Here is a 17,521-nt window from a genome sequence, read left to right as displayed (position 1 = left end):
ACGGCGTCCACGACGACGGCGACGCGGCTGATCGTCGTCCTCGTCCTCGGACTCGGCGCTCTCGCCCTCGGTTTGCGGTGCGGTCACAGCCGGCTCTTCGACGGCAGGAACTGCAACCGGCGCTGCCTCGGGAACGACGGTTTCGGCTTCCGCGGTTGTCTGCTTCTCTTCGACGACCGCCGGTGCAGCAGGCTCGCGGCGTGCGCGACGGCGACGCGGAGCTACCTCGGCGGCTTCGAGATCCGGCTGCAGGAACAGCGGGACCTGCGGCGCGGCGGGAGCCACCTCGGGCTGATGGGTCTGCGGCGCCTCGAAGGAAGTGAACAGATCGGACTGCTCGGCTTCCTTGCTCTGCAGCGCAGCTGCGGCGTCGAGTCCAGCGCTGATCTCGGCGACAGCCGGATCCACTGTTTCTTCTGCTGCAGGTTCTTCGACGACGACCTTTTTGCGAGTGCGACGAGCCCTGACAGGCTTCTCGGCCGGAGCCTCTGCAACAGGAGCAGCCTCCACGGGAGCTTCTGCAGCAGGCTCCTCGGCAACCGGCGCCTCGACAACCGGGTCGATGAGGGTGTCGAGCTCGGCGACGACGGGCTCGATGGCCTCGGCCGCGGAAGTCAACGAGGCATGAATCCGCTGAGCGACGTCACGGTGGAGACTCGACTGCGCGCTGCGCAATTCGGTACCGAGCGCTGCGGCTTCGGCAAGGACCTGCTTGCTGGTGACGCCGAGCAACTTCGCCAGCGCGTGTACGCGCATCTTGTCGGGAAATTCCGGGGTGGTGCTGGAATCTGATTCGGTTGGGGATTGATCGGCCACGTAAGTCTCCTCAGCCCCCGGGCGCGTCCAACCCAGAAGTCGAGTTGTCACGCGGCCACGCGGGAGCGTGCTGTGTGTACTCGCACTCAGAAGTGAGTACGAGATTGTAAGGTCTCGCTCCGCATGGTCCGCAATGCCCGTTATTCACTGCGAGCACATGAAGTGCCTGGCTGGATGGCCGTTGTCCTGTGCGCGAGCGCCTGATCATCCAGCGTGCAGAGGTCCAGGGATTTCCTGTTGACCTGGAGCAGCGATGAAAGGGCATCGAACCTAGGTGTCATCCGGTTGAACGTGCGTAAAACAAATTGCGGTTCAACTGAAAGCAGTATCCCACACCAACGCGCCTGCAACTGCAAAGGGCGCACCGATGTGGGATACGTGCCGAGAATTCGCTGTGGAGATGTGGGCCGAAGGCCCGTTCATGTGGGCCAGAGGCCCGATCGGAGATTCAGATGGACGACAGCGCGGGGAACCACAGAGCGATTTCACGCTCTGCCGACTCCACGGAGTCGCTGCCGTGAACGAGATTCTGCTGCGCTTCGAGTCCGAAGTCGCCGCGGATCGTACCCGGAAGAGCCTTGTCGACCGGGTCGGTTCCGCCGGCCAACTGACGGAAAGCAGCGATGGCTCGGGGGCCTTCGAGCACTGCGGCCACCAGCGGACCGGAGGTGATGAACTCCAACAAGCTCGGGTAGAACGGACGCTCGGCGTGTTCTGCGTAGTGGCTACCAGCCACCTCTTCGGAAGCTACGCGGAGGTCGAGTGCTGCAATTGTCAGGCCTTTGCGCTCGATACGGCTGAGGATTTCTCCTACGTATCCACGGGCAACGGCGTCGGGCTTGATCAGTACGAGGGTGCGCTCAGTCACAGCGGACAGCCTAAATGGTCAGTCCCGCTGACCGGGAAGCAGGCCCTTGTCCATCCGGCGCTTGATGTCTCTCTGCAGGTAGACGAGGTATCCCCAGACGATCCCGAAGGTGATCGCCACACCGGCGATCGACGGGTGGACGAAGAAACCGAACAGAAGGATCACCTGCAGCGCGACGTTGAACCCCATCGCCCACGGCTTGCCCTGGATGCCCGCACCCAGAATCATCAGTACCGCCAACCCGATGATGAATCCCGCGGAGGCCGCGGTGAGGCCTCCGCCGACGACCGCGACAACCGGCAAAGCCAGCAGCACGACGATCGCCTCGAGGATCAGGGTTCCGGCCATCACTCCGCGGAAGCTTTTCCACGGGTCCTTGGTCGGCGGCCCGAACTCGCCGGCAGTGTCTCCGGGCTCGTGGTCTCCGGACTCGGGATTGGCATCTGACGGGGTACTCACGCGGGGTCCTTTCCGAACAACGTGCGGGCGGCGCCTGCGGTCACGACGGATCCCGTCACCACCACACCCGCCCCTGATACGGCCTCACCGGGTTCGGCGACCTGCTCGGCGATTTCGATCGCGACTTCCAAGGCGTCGGCAAGCACCGGCGCAACGACGACGCGCTCGTCGCCGAACTTCGCGACGGCGATGTTCGCCAGTTCTTCGACGTCCATCGCCCGGGGTGACCCGTTGTGGGTGACGACGATCTCGTCGAAGACGGATTCGAATGCAGTCAGGATGGCGTCGACGTCCTTGTCCGCCATGACGCTGACCACTCCCACGAGCTTGCGGAAGTCGAACTCGGCGGCCAGTGCGGCCGCGAGAGCGCGGGCACCGTCTGGATTGTGGGCGGCGTCGAGAAAGACCGTCGGCGCACTCCGAACACGTTCGAGGCGACCAGGATTGACGATCGAGGCGAACCCGTTGCGGATTGCATCCTGATCCAGTTGTCGATCCGGACCGGCACCGAAGAACGCTTCTACGGCAGCGAGCGCGAGCGCGGCGTTGCGCGCCTGATGCTCACCGTGAAGGGGGAGGAAGATGTCGGTGTACACACCGCTCAAGCCTTGAAGTTCGAGCTGCTGTCCGCCCACCGCGATCTGGCGAGCAAGCACCTTGAACTCCGAGCCTTCACGAGCGACCGCGGCCTCCACCTCGACAGCACGCCGCAGCAATACCTCCATGACTTCGGGAGTCTGCTCGGCGATGATCGCGACGGTGTCCACCGGAACCAGGTCCTCGCGGCCCTTCTTGATGATCCCGGCCTTCTCCTCCGCGATCCCGGCCAGGTCGGTGCCCAGGTACTCGGCGTGATCGAGGCTGATCGGCGTGATCACCGCAACCTGCCCGTCGATCACGTTGGTGGCGTCCCAGCGTCCGCCGAGGCCGACCTCGACCACGGCGACGTCGACCGGCGCCTCCGCGAAGGCCGCATAGGCCATGGCGGTGAGCACTTCGAACTTGCTCATCGCCGGTCCCCCGGCTTCCTCCGACTGTGCGTCGATCATCTGCACGTACGGCTCGATCTCGCGGAACGTGTCCACGTAGAGCCGCGGCGAGATCGGATGACCGTCGATGCTGATCCGCTCGGTCGCGATCTGCAGATGAGGGCTGGTGGTTCGCCCGGTGCGACGATGCAGAGCCGTCATCAACGAATCGATCATGCGCGTCACCGACGTCTTACCGTTGGTTCCCGTGACGTGCACCGACGGATAGTTGTGCTGAGGCGAGCCCAGGACATCCATGAGCGCCTCGATACGAGTCAGTGACGGCTCGATCTTGGTCTCGGGCCAACGCTTGTCGAGTTCTGCTTCCACCAGCGCCAGTTCGGCGATGTCGACCGGAGTCGGAACCGAACTCTGAGCGTCGAATTGGGACGGTTCGTACGAACTCACTTGTCGGCCAACTCCTTCAGACGTCCCGTGATGCGCTCGATCTCTTCGACGGCGATCTGGCGACGTGTCTTGATCTTGTCGACGACGGCGTCGGGCGCCTTCGCCAGGAAGGCCTCGTTCGCCAGCTTGTTGTCAGCGGTGACGAGCTCCTTCTGCGCTGCCGCGAGGTCCTTTTCGAGCCGCTTCTTCTCCGCGCCGAGGTCGATGGTGCCCGAGGTGTCGATGTCGACAGTGACGGTGCCCTGGCTCAGGCGCACCTCGACGGAGATCGACGCGGTGAATCCCTCTTCGGGTTCGGTCAGCTTGGCCAGCGCCGCCACGTAGGCGAACTGGCCGTCCATGCCGGCCTCCGAGAGCCCGGACGCACGAGCCGGGACCTTCTGGGAAGGCTTGAGTCCCTGATCGTTTCGGAATCGTCGCACCTCGGTGATCAGCTTCTGCGTGTCTTCGATCCTGGTTGCGGCCTGGGCGTCGACTGCCTCACCGGACAACGTGGGCCATTCGGCGACGACGACGGACTCGCCGCCGGTGAGCACCTTCCACAGGGTTTCGGTCACGAACGGAATGACCGGGTGCAGGAGGCGGAGCAGTGCATCGAGAACGTTGCCGAGCACGGCGCGGGTGTTCGCGGCGACGGCCTCGTCGGCGGCGAACTGCACCTTGGCGAGTTCGAGGTACCAGTCACAGACCTCGTCCCACGCGAAGTGGAACAGGCCTTCGCACGCCTTGCTGAACTCGTAGCGATCGAATGCGGCGTCCGCCTCGGCCTGGACCGTGTCGAGACGGTCGAGGATCCAACGATCGGCGTCGGTCAGTTCGCTTCGAGCGGGCAGCGGCGCGGGAGCAGCGCCGTTCATCAGAGCGAACTTGGTCGCGTTGAACAACTTGGTCGCGAAGTTGCGCGAGGACTGCGCCGAATCCTCACCGACGGACAGGTCGCTGCCCGGGTTGGCGCCGCGTGCAAGTGTGAATCGCAGGGCGTCGGCGCCGAAACGATCGACCCAGTCGAGTGGGTCGATACCGTTGCCGCGAGACTTCGACATCTTCTTGCCGTACTGATCGCGGACCAGTCCGTGCAGGAACACGTCCTTGAACGGCATCTGCGCGCCGGACTTACCCGGACCGGCGGTGATCGACTCGTCCTCGGACACGTAGGTGCCGAACATCATCATGCGGGCGACCCAGAAGAACAGGATGTCGTAGCCGGTGACGAGAACGCTGGTGGGATAGAACTTTTCGAGTTCGGGCGTATTGTCCGGCCAGCCCATCGTCGAGAAGGGCCACAGTCCGGAGGAGAACCAGGTATCGAGGACGTCGGGATCCTGGACCCAGCCTTCCGGCGCCGTTTCGTCAGGACCGAAGCACGCAACTTCACCCTCGGGGCCGTACCAGACCGGAATGCGGTGACCCCACCAGAGTTGACGGGAAATGCACCAGTCATGCATGTTGTCGACCCAGTCGAACCAGCGTGGCTCCTGGCTCGCCGGGTGAATGATGGTGTCCCCGTTGCGAACCGCGTCACCCGCAGCCTTGGCGAGCGTCTCGACCTTGACCCACCACTGCAACGAGAGACGAGGCTCGATGGCCTCGCCACTGCGCTCGGAGTGCCCGACGCTGTGCAGGTACGGGCGCTTCTCGGCGACGACGCGTCCCTGCTCGGCGAGAGCTTCGCGAACCTTGACGCGAGCCTCGAAGCGGTCCATTCCGTCGAATTCGGTTCCGGTGTCGGCAATCTTGCCGGTCTTGTCCATGATTGTGGGCATCGGCAGGTTGTGCCGCAGGCCCATCTCGAAGTCGTTGGGATCGTGAGCCGGCGTGATCTTCACAGCGCCGGTTCCGAACTCGGGGTCGACGTAGTCGTCGGCGATGATCGGGATCTGACGCCCGGTGAACGGATGATCGAGAGTGGTGCCGATGAGGTGCTTGTAGCGCTCGTCCTCGGGATGGACCGCTACTGCGGTGTCACCGAGCATCGTCTCGACGCGAGTGGTCGCGACGATGACGTGCGGCTCGTTGTCGTCGAGCGAGCCGTAGCGCAGGGAAACCAGCTCACCCTCGACGTCCTCGAACTTCACCTCGATGTCGGAGATCGCGGTCTGCAGCACCGGCGACCAGTTCACGAGACGCTCGGCGCGGTAGATCAGGCCCTCGTCGAACATGCGCTTGAAGACGGTCTGGACGGCGCGGGAGAGGCCCTCGTCCATCGTGAAACGATCACGACTCCAGTCGACGCCGTCACCGATGCGCCGCATCTGGCCACCGATGGTTCCACCGGATTCGCGCTTCCAGTCCCAGACCTTGTCGATGAACAGCTCGCGGCCGAAATCTTCCTTGGTCTTTCCGTCGGCAGCGAGTTGCTTCTCGACGACGGACTGCGTGGCGATACCGGCGTGGTCCATGCCTGGCAGCCACAGCACCTCGTAGCCCTGCATCCGCTTGCGACGGCTGAGCACGTCCATGAGGGTGTGATCCAGGGCATGGCCCATGTGCAGGCTGCCGGTGACGTTCGGGGGCGGCAGCACGATGGAGTAGCCGGGCTTGTCGCTGGTCGCGTCGGCCTGGAAGTACCCGGCGTCTACCCAGCCTTGATACAGATCGGCCTCTACCGCGCTGGGGTCCCAGCTCTTGGGTAGGGCGTCGGCGGGGGTCTGGGGGTTCTCTGGAGCTGCACTGGTCACCACTTGATCCTAATGACTCCCCCGTCGTGAACGAATTCGCCCGTCGGCCGCCGCGGCGCACACGAACGACTGCCCCGCGGTCCGGGGTCAGCCGAACAAACGATATTCACCGATCCGCTCGGCTGACAGGATCGCTCTGAAGGACGACCGACCAACTACCCGTGGAGCAAATATGTTGAACAACTGGAGTTCTCGCCGTCCCGGCGTTCGAACCTTGGCGGCGGCCGCGACGATCGGAGCGGCGGTTGCCCTCGTGCTTCCGGCGACTGCGTCCGCTGCCCCCGGCATCGAAGAAAGTGTGCAAGGAAGCATCGACAGTGGCAGCGCCACGATCAACGGAAGCGTCGGCGATATCGGGAACGACATCGCAAACGGCATCGCCAGCGGCAGCGTGGGTGACATCGTCGGCGGGATCGCCACCGGGAACCTCAACGACGTCCTCGGCGGCCTGAACGCCGGCTCGACCAGCGCGACGGACATCGTCAACGGCCTGGCCAGTGGCAACGTCAGGGACATTCTCAGTGGCCTGGCCAGCGGCAGCGGCGGCGGCGGATCGTTTGCGCCCACGCAGCGCTGCGACGCCTCGACCGTCTCGGGCGGCGCAGGAATCACCAGCACCAAGCACGAACTCGGCCGCGGTGGCCCGACCTCGTTCGTGCTCGGCTACGAGACCGAAAACGTCCCGGACCTGATCGAGGTGTACTACGAAGGTCGGTTGATCCACAGCACCGGATACATCGGCGACAACATCAACGAGGGAACTGGTTCAGCTGTCGTCAACGTGCCCGCCGGTGGGGCGTCGTCCGTTCTGGTTCGCGTCACGGGCCCTGACCACACCGAGTGGTCGTACACCGTTCGTTGCCCCGGCGCCTGATTCCGGTCCGGATCCACGCGAAGACGCTCGTGCCTCGTTCGGTGTTTCATCCGAACGAGGCACGCGCGGGTTCAGCCCAGAATCTCCGGTAGCGCGACATCTTCGCCGAGAACGTGCTCGGAGAGGAACGCGGTGACCACCTCGTACCAGATCTTGGTGTGCTGCGGCTTGAGCACCCAATGATTCTCGTCGGGGAAGTAGAGGAAGCGATGGTCCGTTTTCCCGTCGTCGTCGGCGGGCAGACCTGACTCGGCAAGCAGTTCGTACCAGAGTCGCAAGCCCTCACCGATCGGAACCCGGTAGTCCTTGTCGCCATGGATGACCAGCATCGGAGTCGTGATGTCCGCGACGTACAGATGCGGCGAATTCTCGACGGCCATCTCAGGCGACATCTCGCGCTGCCAGTACCAGGCAGCGTCCGTCGTCGGGCCGAATTGATCGAGTGCCCACAGACTCGCGTGGGTGACGATGGCGTCGAAACGGTTGGTATGTCCGGCAATCCAGTTGGCCATGTAACCACCGAACGAACCACCCATCGCGCCGGTTCGCTTGGGGTCGATCTCGGGCTGGGCGACAGCAGCATCGGTGATCGCCATCAGATCGGTGAAGGGCGCCTTGCCCCACTGACCCCACCCCCGCTGGACGAAGTCCTGGCCGTATCCGGTCGAGAGCGCGGGATCTGGTAGCAGTACTGCATAGCCCTTGGCGACGAGCAGCCACGGATTCCACCGCCAGGACCAGGTGTTCCACGAACCGAGTGGGCCGCCGTGGACCCAGAGAAGCAATGGCACCGGTGCATGCGGCGCGGCGCCCGTCGGCAGCGCCAACCAGCTACGCACCGTCGAACCGTCCTCGGCACGCGCGGTGATCTCGGTCAGTGTTCCCGGCAGCTCCGGCAAAGTGTCGGGCCCACGAAGTGCGGTGATCTCACCTGATCGCAGATCGACCCGCACCACGTGCGGGGGCGCTTCGTACGAGGCTCGCAACGCGTAGATCGACTCACCGTCCGGCGCCACTCGAAGGTCGGTGTACGCCGCGTCGTCGGCTGTCAGGCGCACTGGTTGGCCCCACAGGTCGATGGTGAAGATCGGACCGCGGCCGCCGTCGTCAGCGGTGACGACCAGCCCGGATCCGTCGGGTAGCCAGGCAAGTGAGGTAGGCCAGCGATCCCAGCCGTCGGCGACGCCGGTCACGGCACCGGATCCGAAGTCGTAGAGCTGCAGAGTCATTCGTGGTGCGGACTCCGGTGTGGTGAGTGTCTCCCGGATGAACGCGAGCTTGGTTCCGTCCGGCGAGAGCACCGGGTTGTAGACGTCCGCGTCGGCCTCGTCGACAAGCGTGACTCGGTCACCGGTCACCGTGTCGATCCGAACCAACGTCGATCGGCGGGCGGCACTCGCATCGCCGACAGTCCACGTGGTCACGACGAAGAGACCGTCGTCGGAAATCGTGGTCGACGTCTCCCGCAGCGCTGCGCCTGCCGTCGGTGTGATGTCCCGCAACTCGACGGATTCCTTCGAATCCGTCTCGGCCACAACCAGATGCGGATGATCGGGGCCCAGGTCGTGGTCCCAGTGGCGCACCGGATAACCGGTGTGCAGCATCGCCGTGACTTTCTTGTCCTTGCGCGCCGATCGCACCTGATCGTCCTGGTCGAGGCTGATCGCCGAAGCCATGACCGACGTCTGGGCCACGAACGTCGGCGCCGCCTTCGCCGCTGATACCGACGAGACACCACCGGGACGCGAGATCAGCAGCTGAGCTTCTCCGCCCGCCGCTGGTAGGCGCCAGAGTGCTGGTTGCGGATCACTCTCGCCCGGCACGGCTCGCGTGGCAGTGAAGAGCACGTCGCCGTCGAACGCGAAGGCAGCACCGGACTCGCTGGTCGAACCCCAGGTCAACCGACGCGCAGGACGCCGGCCTTCCGGGTCGATCTCCCACAACGAGGACACGTATTCGGCGCTCTTGTCGTCGAGAACGGCGCGCGCGCAGATCAGCAGCGAGCCGTCAGGTGACAACACCAGGCCGGACAACCTGGCCAGAGCGATGTAGTCGTCGAGTTCGTCGAACGGTGTGCCTGCGTGGAGCTCGGGAATCTGGGTCACCACTAGTTCGTATCACGCGCCCCGCGGTTGACGCATCATTGCGTAGATCGTCGGCCCGCCGCCTGGCATGACGATGTCACGGGTCACTTCGAAACCGAAGCGGTTGTAGTACGGGATGTTCGATTCCTTGCTGCTCTCGAGGTAAGCGTCGACATGTTCACGGTCACAACGCTCCAACCGAGAGTTCAGCAGCGCTTTGCCGTATCCCCCACCGCGCGCCGCGCTGCCGGTCCCGACGGTCGCGAGATACCAGTGCGGCGAATTCGGGTGTGCTCCTTCGAGAACGGAGCTGACCTCGGCCGCGTGTCGTAGCCCCCTGCCGAAGACACGCACCATTGCGGGCAGGCTCACGAGCCCGGAAATCCACGACTGCTTCCACCGCCCCGGCGGATCCCACAGAGTTGCCCCGCCGATCAGGCCGTTGTCGTCGGTGGCCACCTCGACGCCGCCCCCGGCGAGGTGGTGGTAACGAGCTTCTGCGGCAAACAGTTTCGTCAGGCGATCAGCCCTGGTGGCCTCGTCCGGCAACATCCACGCCATCAAGGGATCATCTTCGAACGCCTCGGCCAACACTGCCGACAGTGCCGGAATATCGGATCGGACAGCCGGCCGTACGTGTACACCCATGAGGCGAGAGTACCGCCGACTGTCCGAATCACTGGACTTTGAACAGCGCTGTCCTTGAACCGATCAGACGAGCAAGCCCGCAATCCGCGGCGGAATCTGTTCGAGCGCGTACGGCAAGCTCAGTACGGTGCTCCACGTCATGGCTTCGGCAGCAGCGTCTTCCAGAATGATCGCGCGGCCGTCCTTCACGACGTCGAGTTCCTGGTAGATCGGGGTCTTGTCCAGCTCCGCGCGAAGCTTGTCGCCGTAGCCGCCACCGGCGTACCAGACGAGTACGTCGACGTCCGCGAGCGAGAGTTGCTCGGTGCTGATCTCGGCGAAGTTACCCGTGATCTGATCGGTGACAGGCGGATTCACGAATCCGAGTTCGGTGAAGAACCGCACCTTCGGGTCTTCCGGTCCGTAGACCCCGAACTGCCCCGGCCCCTTCAACGCGCCGACCAGAACGGTCTTGCCGGCAAACGCCGGATTGGCCGTCTTCACGTCGGCGAACTTCTGGTCGACGCCGGCGATCAGCTCGGCGGCCTTACCCTGCTGCCCCAACGCTTCGCCGATGATGGTCGTCTGGTTCTGCCAGGGGATTCCGTAATCCGCGAACTCCTTGGGCTGCGCCACCGTCGGTGCAATAGCACTGAGTTTGTCGTATTGCGCCTGAGTGAGCCCGGAGTAGGTGCCGACAATCAGGTCGGGTGTCGTGGCAGCGACCTTCTCCATCTGAATGGTGGTGCCCGCGGTTCCGATGATCTCGGGAGTCGCCCCGTTCAGCAGCGGCTGCGCCCAGGGCCACACGCCGTAGGGGTAATCGCCGTACCAGTCGAAGGTTCCGACCAAGGTCCCACCGAGCGCCAGGATCGCATCTTGATCGTTGTATCCGACACTGACGATCCGCTGCGGATCCTTGGGCAACTCCGTAGCCCCGAACTTGTGGGTGATCGATTCCGCAGAGTCACCGCTGGGAGGTGTGTCCTCGTCGTTCGAACTGGAGCAGGCTGCGGCGAATGCCAGCAACGCTCCCGACGTGCCGATCAGAAATCCGCGCCGGGTCAGCCGACCTGCGTCCGTTCGATCCATGTTCCTACCCCTTAAAGTCTGCTGGTTCGGTAGGTAAGGCTAGCCGATGAAAGCTTCATTCCGGCTAGTTCGACCGGCCCATTCGATGGCAGTACCGCGCCGATCGGGCCACTATGGAGACATGACGCGCCAGGGCCCCTCGAAGGACATCGACGAATCGGATCTCGAAGTCACGCACCCCAAGGACTACGCCGCCGGAGTTCCGGCCGTTCTGGTGTCGCTGCAACGAGGAATCGAGCAGATGGGAGCCTTGCGGACCGCCCGAACGCTCACCAGACTCAACCAACGCCACGGCTTCGACTGCCCGGGGTGTGCGTGGCCGGAGACTCCCGGACATCGCAAGCCCGCCGAATTCTGCGAGAACGGAGCGAAGGCTGTTGCCGAGGAAGCAACGCTTCGCACCGTCACACCCGAATTCTTCGCGGAGCACTCGATCGCCGATCTCGATGGCAAGACCGACTACTGGCTCGGACAGCAGGGGCGACTGACGCACCCGATGGTCCTGACGCCTGGAGCAACCCATTACCGGCCGATCGACTGGGACGGCGCGTACGCACTGATCGCCGAACATCTGAACGGCCTCGCATCGCCGGACGAAGCGGTGTTCTACACCTCCGGTCGCACGTCCAACGAAGCCGCGTTTCTCTACCAGTTGATGATTCGCAGCTACGGCACCAACAACATGCCCGACTGTTCCAACATGTGTCACGAGTCGTCCGGAAGCGCACTGACCGAATCCATCGGCATCGGCAAAGGCTCGGTGACGGTTCCCGACCTCGAGAACGCCGATCTCATCCTCATCGCCGGACAGAACCCCGGCACCAACCACCCTCGAATGCTCTCGACGCTGGAGAAGGCAAAGAGCAACGGCGCCAAGATCATTGCCATCAATCCTCTACCCGAGGCGGGATTGCGCAGGTTCAAGGATCCACAGAAGGTGTCCGGCGTGATCGGGCACGGAGTCGACATCGCGGACGAGTTCCTGCAGATCCGGCTGGGCGGCGACATGGCGCTGTTCCAAGGCCTGGGGAAGCTGCTGCTCGAGCAGGAAGATCGCGCTCCCGGGACGGTCGTCGACCGCGCTTTCGTCGACCGGTACTGCGCCGGTTGGGACGAATACGAGAAGCACATCCGCGCGGTCGATCTCGACACGGTACTCGAGGCAACGGGTCTGTCGATGGCACAGCTCGAGGAAACGGCTGCCGCACTTGCCCGATCCGAGCGAACCGTCACCTGCTGGGCCATGGGGATCACTCAGCACACACACGGAGTCGCCACCATCGAAGAAGCAGTCAACCTGCTGCTCATGCGTGGAATGATGGGCAAACCCGGTGCCGGCGTTTGTCCGGTGCGAGGACACTCCAATGTCCAGGGTGACCGCACGATGGGCATCTGGGAAAAGATGCCGGAAGAGTTCCTGGCCGCGCTCGATACCGAGTTCTCGATCTCGAGTCCCCGCAAGCACGGATGGGACACCGTCGACGCAATCCGCGCCATGAACGCAGGCAAGGCAAGCTTCTTCATGGCGATGGGCGGCAACTTCATCCAGGCAAGCCCGGACACCGCAGCGACCGAAACAGCGTTGCGTCAATGCGAACTCACCGTGCAGGTGTCCACCAAGCTGAACCGCAGTCACGTGGTCCACGGGCAGACCGCGATCATCCTCCCCACCCTCGGACGCACCGACCTCGACGTCCAAGCCGGCGGAAAGCAGCTTGTCTCCGTGGAGGATTCGATGTCCATGGTGCACCTGTCGCGCGGACGCCTCACACCGGTCAGCCCCTACCTGCGTAGCGAAGTCGCCATCATCTGCCAACTCGCCCGCGAACTACTCGGCAACGATCACTCCGTCCGCTGGTCGGCCTTCGAGGGCAACTACGACCTGATCCGCGATTCCATCTCACGGGTAGTGCCAGGCTGCGAAAACTACAACTCCCGCGTTCGAGAGCCAGACGGATTCCAACTCCCCCACCCGCCGCGTGACTCGCGTGAGTTCCGCACGCACACCGGCAAAGCCAACTTCGGCGTGAACGACCTGCACTGGATACCCACTCCGAGTGGGCGCCTGATTCTGCAGACGATGCGCAGCCACGACCAGTACAACACCACGATCTACGGCCTCGACGACAGATACCGCGGCATCAAGGGCGGACGCAAAGTCATCCTCGTCAACGCCGAAGACATCACCGCGCTCGGATTCCGTGACGGCGATCTCGTCGACATCGTGTCCGAGTGGACAACACCCGACGGCACACTCGAAGAGCGTCGGGTCACGGAATTCCGCATCGTCTCCTACGACACCCCGCGCGGCAATGCTGCGGCGTACTACCCGGAGACAAATCCGCTCGTTCCCCTCGAACACGTTGCGGCCAAGTCGAACACGCCGGTGTCGAAGGCCGTCACCGTTCGACTCGAAGCATCGGGCGCCTGAGATGGGACGAGTCACCGCACGAACACCGGTCGTTCGAATCTCGGGTGATCGGGTCGTCACGCGCCCCGACACGCTGGCCGTCGAGGAACCACTCGAAATGAGAGTGGGCGGTCAGGTGCTGGCAGTGACGATGCGGACCCCCGGCAACGACGTCGACCTCGTGCACGGATTCCTTCTCAGCGAAGGTGTCATCGCCACCCGCGACGACGTGAGCGTCGTCCGCTACTGCGACGGCGTCGACGAATCCGGTGCGAACACGTACAACGTCCTCGACATCGCTCTCGCTCCCGGAGTGCCGTTGCCCGACCACACCACCGATCGGAACACCGTCGTCAGTTCCGCGTGCGGCGTGTGCGGCAAGACCTCGCTCGACGCCGTCCGAACCACGACGCGACATCCGCTGGTCGGTGACACGACTTCCGTCACCTCGACCATCCTGTCGGCCATGCCGGTCACACTGCGGGAGAGCCAACGGATCTTCGAGCGCACCGGTGGCCTGCACGCGGCCGGATTGTTCACCGCCACCGGCGAACTCCTGGCACTGCGCGAGGATGTCGGCCGTCACAACGCCGTCGACAAGGTGATCGGTTGGGCCATCACCGACGGCCGAGTGCCCCTCTACGACACGATCTTGATCGTCAGCGGTCGGGCGTCGTTCGAACTCGTCCAGAAGGCCGTCATGGCCGGCATTCCGATCCTCGGTGCTGTCTCCGCGCCGTCGTCGCTGGCCGTGGAACTAGCGCAGGAGTCCGGGCTGACTCTCGCCGGTTTCATCCGCGGCGATTCGATGAATATCTACTCGCACCCGCACCGAGTCGAGGTCACGTCGAACTCGCGCGCAACTGAGCCGACAGTCGCACAGCGGAGTTAACTTCCCCGTAGCCCTCGTATCCACCCACCCGCTGCACGACCTCGAAGAACAGGTCTCCCCCGACGGTCGGGGTGAACAGGTGGAAGAACTCGCCGTGAGCGTCCGCGTCGTAAAGGATTCCGGCGCTGCGCATCCGGTCGAGCAGTTCTGAATTCAGACCGAAACGTGCGTCCAGATCGTCGTAGTAGTTCGGGGAAATGGGTAGCGGAGCAAAGCCCCAGTCCTGCATGGACGCAGCGGCACCGAAGATGTTCTCACACGCGAAAGCGACGTGGCTGACGCCGCCGCGGCGGACCGTCGGCAGCCCGCTTCGACTGCCCTCCACCATGTTCAGTGAGATCCGCAGGGTATGTCCGTCACCGTCCTGAACGAGCGTGAGTGCCTGGCTCCGCATGAGTCCGACCGAATCGGTGACGTCCTGCCCCTCGTGCGGTTGCATCTCGAACACGGACCGCAGGAGCAGCATGATGCCGTCCCAACTCTCCGCCGGAACTGCCAGTGCCACGTGGTCGATCCCGGTGAACACTGCGCCCTGTTCACGATTGCGCTCGGCGGGCAGCGGGTAGATCTCGAATGCCGATTCCCACGCTGCAGCGCTGCCAGGGCCACGAAGGTCGATCGATGTCGCATCGGTGACCTTCAAGCGTACGACGTCCGGTACCTCGGAGTTCTCGTCGCTCGACCCCGGCAACTGCACGCGCGTCGCCGGTACTTCGAGAGCCAGAGCGCGCTCTCCCCACACTTCGGGTTCGGTTGCCCTGATGCCGATCTGAGTGAGAACCGGCAGATCCGCGGGCAGCCCGGGCGCCGTCCACACCGTGCCCGCTGTCGCGTCGACGGCAACGGTGAGCGGTCCGTGCCGCCACAACTGCAAGTCGTGATCGTGGTGCCGTCCGACCAGATGAAAACCGACGCGAGAGAGCATCGAGTGCACCTGGTCCTGTTTAGCCGGACCCGCAGCGATTCGCAGAGACACGATCCCTTCGAGCGGGGTGCGCTCCGGGGCGGTGAACAGCGTGGGTCCACCGGCGGCAGGGTTCGCGGCGGCGACCTGTTCTTCCAGATGGAGGAGCGACCGATGAGCGTCGATTGCCGTCCGCTGGGTGTCCGCGCGTCGGAATACGTCGTTGAAGATCTCGAGCGACCACGGTCCGTCGTAACCGGTGGCGTAGACATGCTGAGCGAACGCACTGAGATCGAAGCTGCCCTGCCCCGGGAAGTTTCGGTGATGCCGGCTCCACTGGAGGATGTCCATCGCCAAGAACGGAGCGTCCGCCAACTGGAGGAAGAAGATCTTCTCGCCGGGAATCTCGCGAATTCCGGCGGGATCGTCACCGCGCGAGAGGATGTGAAAGCTGTCCAGACAGGTACCGAGCGAAGGATGGTCGACGCCCTCGACGATCTGCCACGCATGGCCGTACGTGTTGACGTGGGCACCCCACGCGAGCGCCTCGTATGCAACCTTCTTGCCGTGCTCGGACGCCAGTTCGGCGAGAGCTCCGAATTGCTCTGTCAACTGACCGTCATCGTGACTTGCGGTCGGCAGGGGCGAGGAGCACACCAGGAGCGTCTCGCACCCCAGTTGATCCATGAGCTCGAATTTGCGTTGCACTCGAACAAGATTCCGAGCAAATTGGGCCTCGTCCACCGTGTCGAAGTCACGGAACGGCTGATACAGATCGAGGGTCAAGCCCAGATCCGCAGCCCTCGTTCGTAATTCCTTCGGGGACCACGGCGAAGCAACAAAATCCGGCTCGAACACCTCGAAGCCGTCGAAGCCGGCAGCAGCGATGGCGTCGAGCTTCTCCTCGAGAGTGCCACTGAGCGATACCGTCGCGATCGACGTCCGGACCGGGGCACTCACAGCGCTGCCGCAGTCTGTTCGCCGTGTACAAGTTCCGTCATGTGCGTGAGCATCCGCTTACTGTCGGGCTCGATGCCCGTGAAGATCCGGAACGCGTCGACGGCCTGGAAGACAGTCATTCCGCCTCCGCTGAGCGTCGGGGCTCCGATCAACCTTGCCTGACGCAACAGTTCGGTTTCGAGTGGACGGTAGACGATTTCGGCCACCCACAGATCAGGGCGAAGCAGATCCGGCGAGAATGCCATTCCGGGATGAGCCGCCATTCCCATCGGCGTCGCGTGGATCAATCCGTTTGCCTTGCCGAGCACTTCGGCGAGGTCGCTCGTGTGCCGCGCCTCGACAACCTGCGCCGGAAACTGCTGCGCGAAGGTTTGTGCAAGTTCCTGCGCGCGAGGCAGGCTCGAATCGACCAACGTCAGTGTCCCGACGCCACGGGTGAGCGCGGCATAGGCAACCGCCGCACCGGCTCCGCCGGCACCGAGCTGCACGACACGATCGAGCTGTGCTCCGGGAAGTCCGTCGTCGAAATTTCGGCCGAAGCCCGACCAATCGGTGTTGTGTCCGATCGCCTTGCCGGAGTCGAAGAGGACCGTGTTCACCGCTCCGAGCCGGCTCGCATCCGGCGAGAGCTCGTCGAGGTGCTCGATCACCAACTGCTTGCACGGGTGAGTGATGTTGAGGCCGCGAAACCCGAAACGTCGTGCATAGGTGAGAAGTTCACCGATGTCCGACGGCGCCATCCCCATCGCATCGAGATCGAGGATGCGGTAGACGTACGGCAGGCCCTGTCTGCGCCCTTCCTCCTCGTGCATGATCGGAGTCAAGGAGGCTCCGATGCCGGTGCCGATCAGACCGCAGAGGATCGAATCACTCATCAGTTCTTCCCTTCTCGGACGCAGACGAATTCGACTGCGGCGCTGTAACCGTCGATTCCCAATCCGCAGATGACAGCGTCGGCGATCCCGGAGACATACGAGTGGTGACGGAATTCTTCGCGACTGTGGATGTTGCTGATGTGCACCTCCACGACGGGGGCATCGAGTGTGACCAGAGCGTCACGCAACGCAACGGAGGTATGCGAGTACCCACCGGGATTGATGACGATGCCCGCAACGTTTCCCCTGGCCTCGTGGATCCAATCGATCAGTTGGCCCTCGTGGTTCGACTGCCTTGCCTCGACCACCGCTCCGAACTTCGCGGCCGCCGCTTCACAGCGGGAAACTACGTCGTCCAGCGTGTCTCTCCCGTAGAACTCCGGTTGGCGCTGGCCCAACAAATTCAAGTTGGGCCCGTTGAGGACCAGAATCGGTAGAGATGAAGTCATCAGGGGCACCTCGGGGTTGACGCTCGAAACTAATGTACGAACTAGTGAGTTAGTTCACTGGACGTTACTCCCCCGACGCGGACTCGACAAGCAAAGT

General features: G+C 63.8%; 14 protein-coding genes. 3 read left to right on the top strand and 11 right to left on the bottom strand.

Annotation, left to right across the window (positions count from 1 at the left end):
* From YH3_RS36835 to YH3_RS23210, 5 genes are all read right to left on the bottom strand, one after another.
* Nucleotides 1–816 (bottom strand): translation initiation factor IF-2 N-terminal domain-containing protein (locus YH3_RS36835; protein WP_238592684.1); only part of this gene is annotated, 816 nt, incomplete at its 3' end.
* Nucleotides 817–1,264: 448 nt separating this feature from the next.
* On the bottom strand, nt 1,265–1,684 hold the full coding sequence (ndk, locus tag YH3_RS23225) for a nucleoside-diphosphate kinase (RefSeq protein WP_003944527.1): 420 nt from the start codon (nt 1,682–1,684) through the stop codon (nt 1,265–1,267).
* An 18-nt stretch (nt 1,685–1,702) separates the two neighbouring features.
* Nucleotides 1,703–2,143, bottom strand: coding sequence for a DUF4233 domain-containing protein (locus YH3_RS23220; RefSeq protein WP_003944448.1), 441 nt, complete (start codon nt 2,141–2,143; stop codon nt 1,703–1,705).
* Nucleotides 2,140–3,579, bottom strand: coding sequence for a folylpolyglutamate synthase/dihydrofolate synthase family protein (locus YH3_RS23215; RefSeq protein ID WP_003944455.1), 1,440 nt, complete (start codon nt 3,577–3,579; stop codon nt 2,140–2,142). The genes YH3_RS23220 and YH3_RS23215 overlap by 4 nt, the downstream gene beginning before the upstream one ends.
* Nucleotides 3,576–6,257, bottom strand: a complete 2,682-nt coding sequence (locus YH3_RS23210) for a valine--tRNA ligase (RefSeq protein WP_064444264.1) — start codon at nt 6,255–6,257, stop codon at nt 3,576–3,578. The genes YH3_RS23215 and YH3_RS23210 overlap by 4 nt, the downstream gene beginning before the upstream one ends.
* Before the next feature lie 172 nt (nt 6,258–6,429).
* Between YH3_RS23210 and YH3_RS23205 the strand changes: the two genes are divergently transcribed.
* Nucleotides 6,430–7,131: a hypothetical protein gene (locus YH3_RS23205; RefSeq protein ID WP_019749074.1), complete on the top strand. Its 702-nt coding sequence runs from the start codon at nt 6,430–6,432 to the stop codon at nt 7,129–7,131.
* 71 nt (nt 7,132–7,202) lie between these two features.
* On the opposite strand, the gene YH3_RS23200 is transcribed toward YH3_RS23205, so the two are convergent.
* The 3 genes from YH3_RS23200 to YH3_RS23190 all read right to left on the bottom strand — a co-directional run bounded on the left by YH3_RS23200 (nt 7,203) and on the right by YH3_RS23190 (nt 10,934).
* Nucleotides 7,203–9,236, bottom strand: coding sequence for a S9 family peptidase (locus YH3_RS23200; RefSeq protein ID WP_050654660.1), 2,034 nt, complete (start codon nt 9,234–9,236; stop codon nt 7,203–7,205).
* Between the two features lie 12 nt (nt 9,237–9,248).
* A complete protein-coding gene (locus tag YH3_RS23195; RefSeq protein ID WP_030536638.1) occupies nt 9,249–9,863 on the bottom strand; it encodes a GNAT family N-acetyltransferase in 615 nt (204 codons plus the stop codon).
* 63 nt (nt 9,864–9,926) lie between these two features.
* Nucleotides 9,927–10,934, bottom strand: a complete 1,008-nt coding sequence (locus YH3_RS23190) for an iron-siderophore ABC transporter substrate-binding protein (RefSeq protein WP_064444106.1) — start codon at nt 10,932–10,934, stop codon at nt 9,927–9,929.
* Between the two features lie 121 nt (nt 10,935–11,055).
* Between YH3_RS23190 and YH3_RS23185 the strand changes: the two genes are divergently transcribed.
* On the top strand, nt 11,056–13,365 hold the full coding sequence (locus tag YH3_RS23185; protein WP_193777181.1) for an FdhF/YdeP family oxidoreductase: 2,310 nt from the start codon (nt 11,056–11,058) through the stop codon (nt 13,363–13,365).
* 1 nt (nt 13,366) lies between these two features.
* Nucleotides 13,367–14,236: a formate dehydrogenase accessory sulfurtransferase FdhD gene (fdhD, locus tag YH3_RS23180; RefSeq protein ID WP_064113167.1), complete on the top strand. Its 870-nt coding sequence runs from the start codon at nt 13,367–13,369 to the stop codon at nt 14,234–14,236.
* On the opposite strand, the gene YH3_RS23175 is transcribed toward fdhD, so the two are convergent.
* Genes YH3_RS23175 through aroQ form a run of 3 tightly spaced genes read right to left on the bottom strand, consistent with a single transcriptional unit; the run spans nt 14,187 to nt 17,424 of the window.
* Nucleotides 14,187–16,100: a sugar phosphate isomerase/epimerase and 4-hydroxyphenylpyruvate domain-containing protein gene (locus YH3_RS23175; protein WP_064444104.1), complete on the bottom strand. Its 1,914-nt coding sequence runs from the start codon at nt 16,098–16,100 to the stop codon at nt 14,187–14,189. The genes fdhD and YH3_RS23175 overlap by 50 nt on opposite strands.
* Entirely contained in the window at nt 16,097–16,975 is an 879-nt protein-coding gene (locus YH3_RS23170) for a shikimate dehydrogenase (protein WP_007730970.1), read from the bottom strand. Before YH3_RS23170 ends, YH3_RS23175 begins: the two co-directional genes overlap by 4 nt.
* Nucleotides 16,975–17,424 carry a type II 3-dehydroquinate dehydratase gene (gene aroQ, locus YH3_RS23165; protein WP_007730969.1) on the bottom strand — a complete coding sequence of 150 codons (450 nt, stop codon included), beginning with the start codon at nt 17,422–17,424 and terminating at the stop codon, nt 16,975–16,977. The genes YH3_RS23170 and aroQ overlap by 1 nt, the downstream gene beginning before the upstream one ends.
* Nucleotides 17,425–17,521 lie beyond the last annotated feature (97 nt).

It is taken from the genome of Rhodococcus sp. YH3-3, from assembly GCF_001653035.1.
GTDB lineage: Bacteria > Actinomycetota > Actinomycetes > Mycobacteriales > Mycobacteriaceae > Rhodococcus_F > Rhodococcus_F qingshengii.
This window is presented reverse-complemented; position numbering and strand designations above follow the sequence as displayed.

Coding starts and splice junctions, on each gene's coding strand:
- YH3_RS23185 (WP_193777181.1), top strand. CDS start 11,056: ATGACGCGCCAGGGCCCCTCGAAGGACATCGACGAATCGGATCTCGAA.
- fdhD (WP_064113167.1), top strand. CDS start 13,367: ATGGGACGAGTCACCGCACGAACACCGGTCGTTCGAATCTCGGGTGAT.
- YH3_RS23190 (WP_064444106.1), bottom strand. CDS start 10,934: ATGGATCGAACGGACGCAGGTCGGCTGACCCGGCGCGGATTTCTGATC.
- YH3_RS23170 (WP_007730970.1), bottom strand. CDS start 16,975: ATGAGTGATTCGATCCTCTGCGGTCTGATCGGCACCGGCATCGGAGCC.
- aroQ (WP_007730969.1), bottom strand. CDS start 17,424: ATGACTTCATCTCTACCGATTCTGGTCCTCAACGGGCCCAACTTGAAT.
- YH3_RS23205 (WP_019749074.1), top strand. CDS start 6,430: ATGTTGAACAACTGGAGTTCTCGCCGTCCCGGCGTTCGAACCTTGGCG.
- YH3_RS23195 (WP_030536638.1), bottom strand. CDS start 9,863: ATGGGTGTACACGTACGGCCGGCTGTCCGATCCGATATTCCGGCACTG.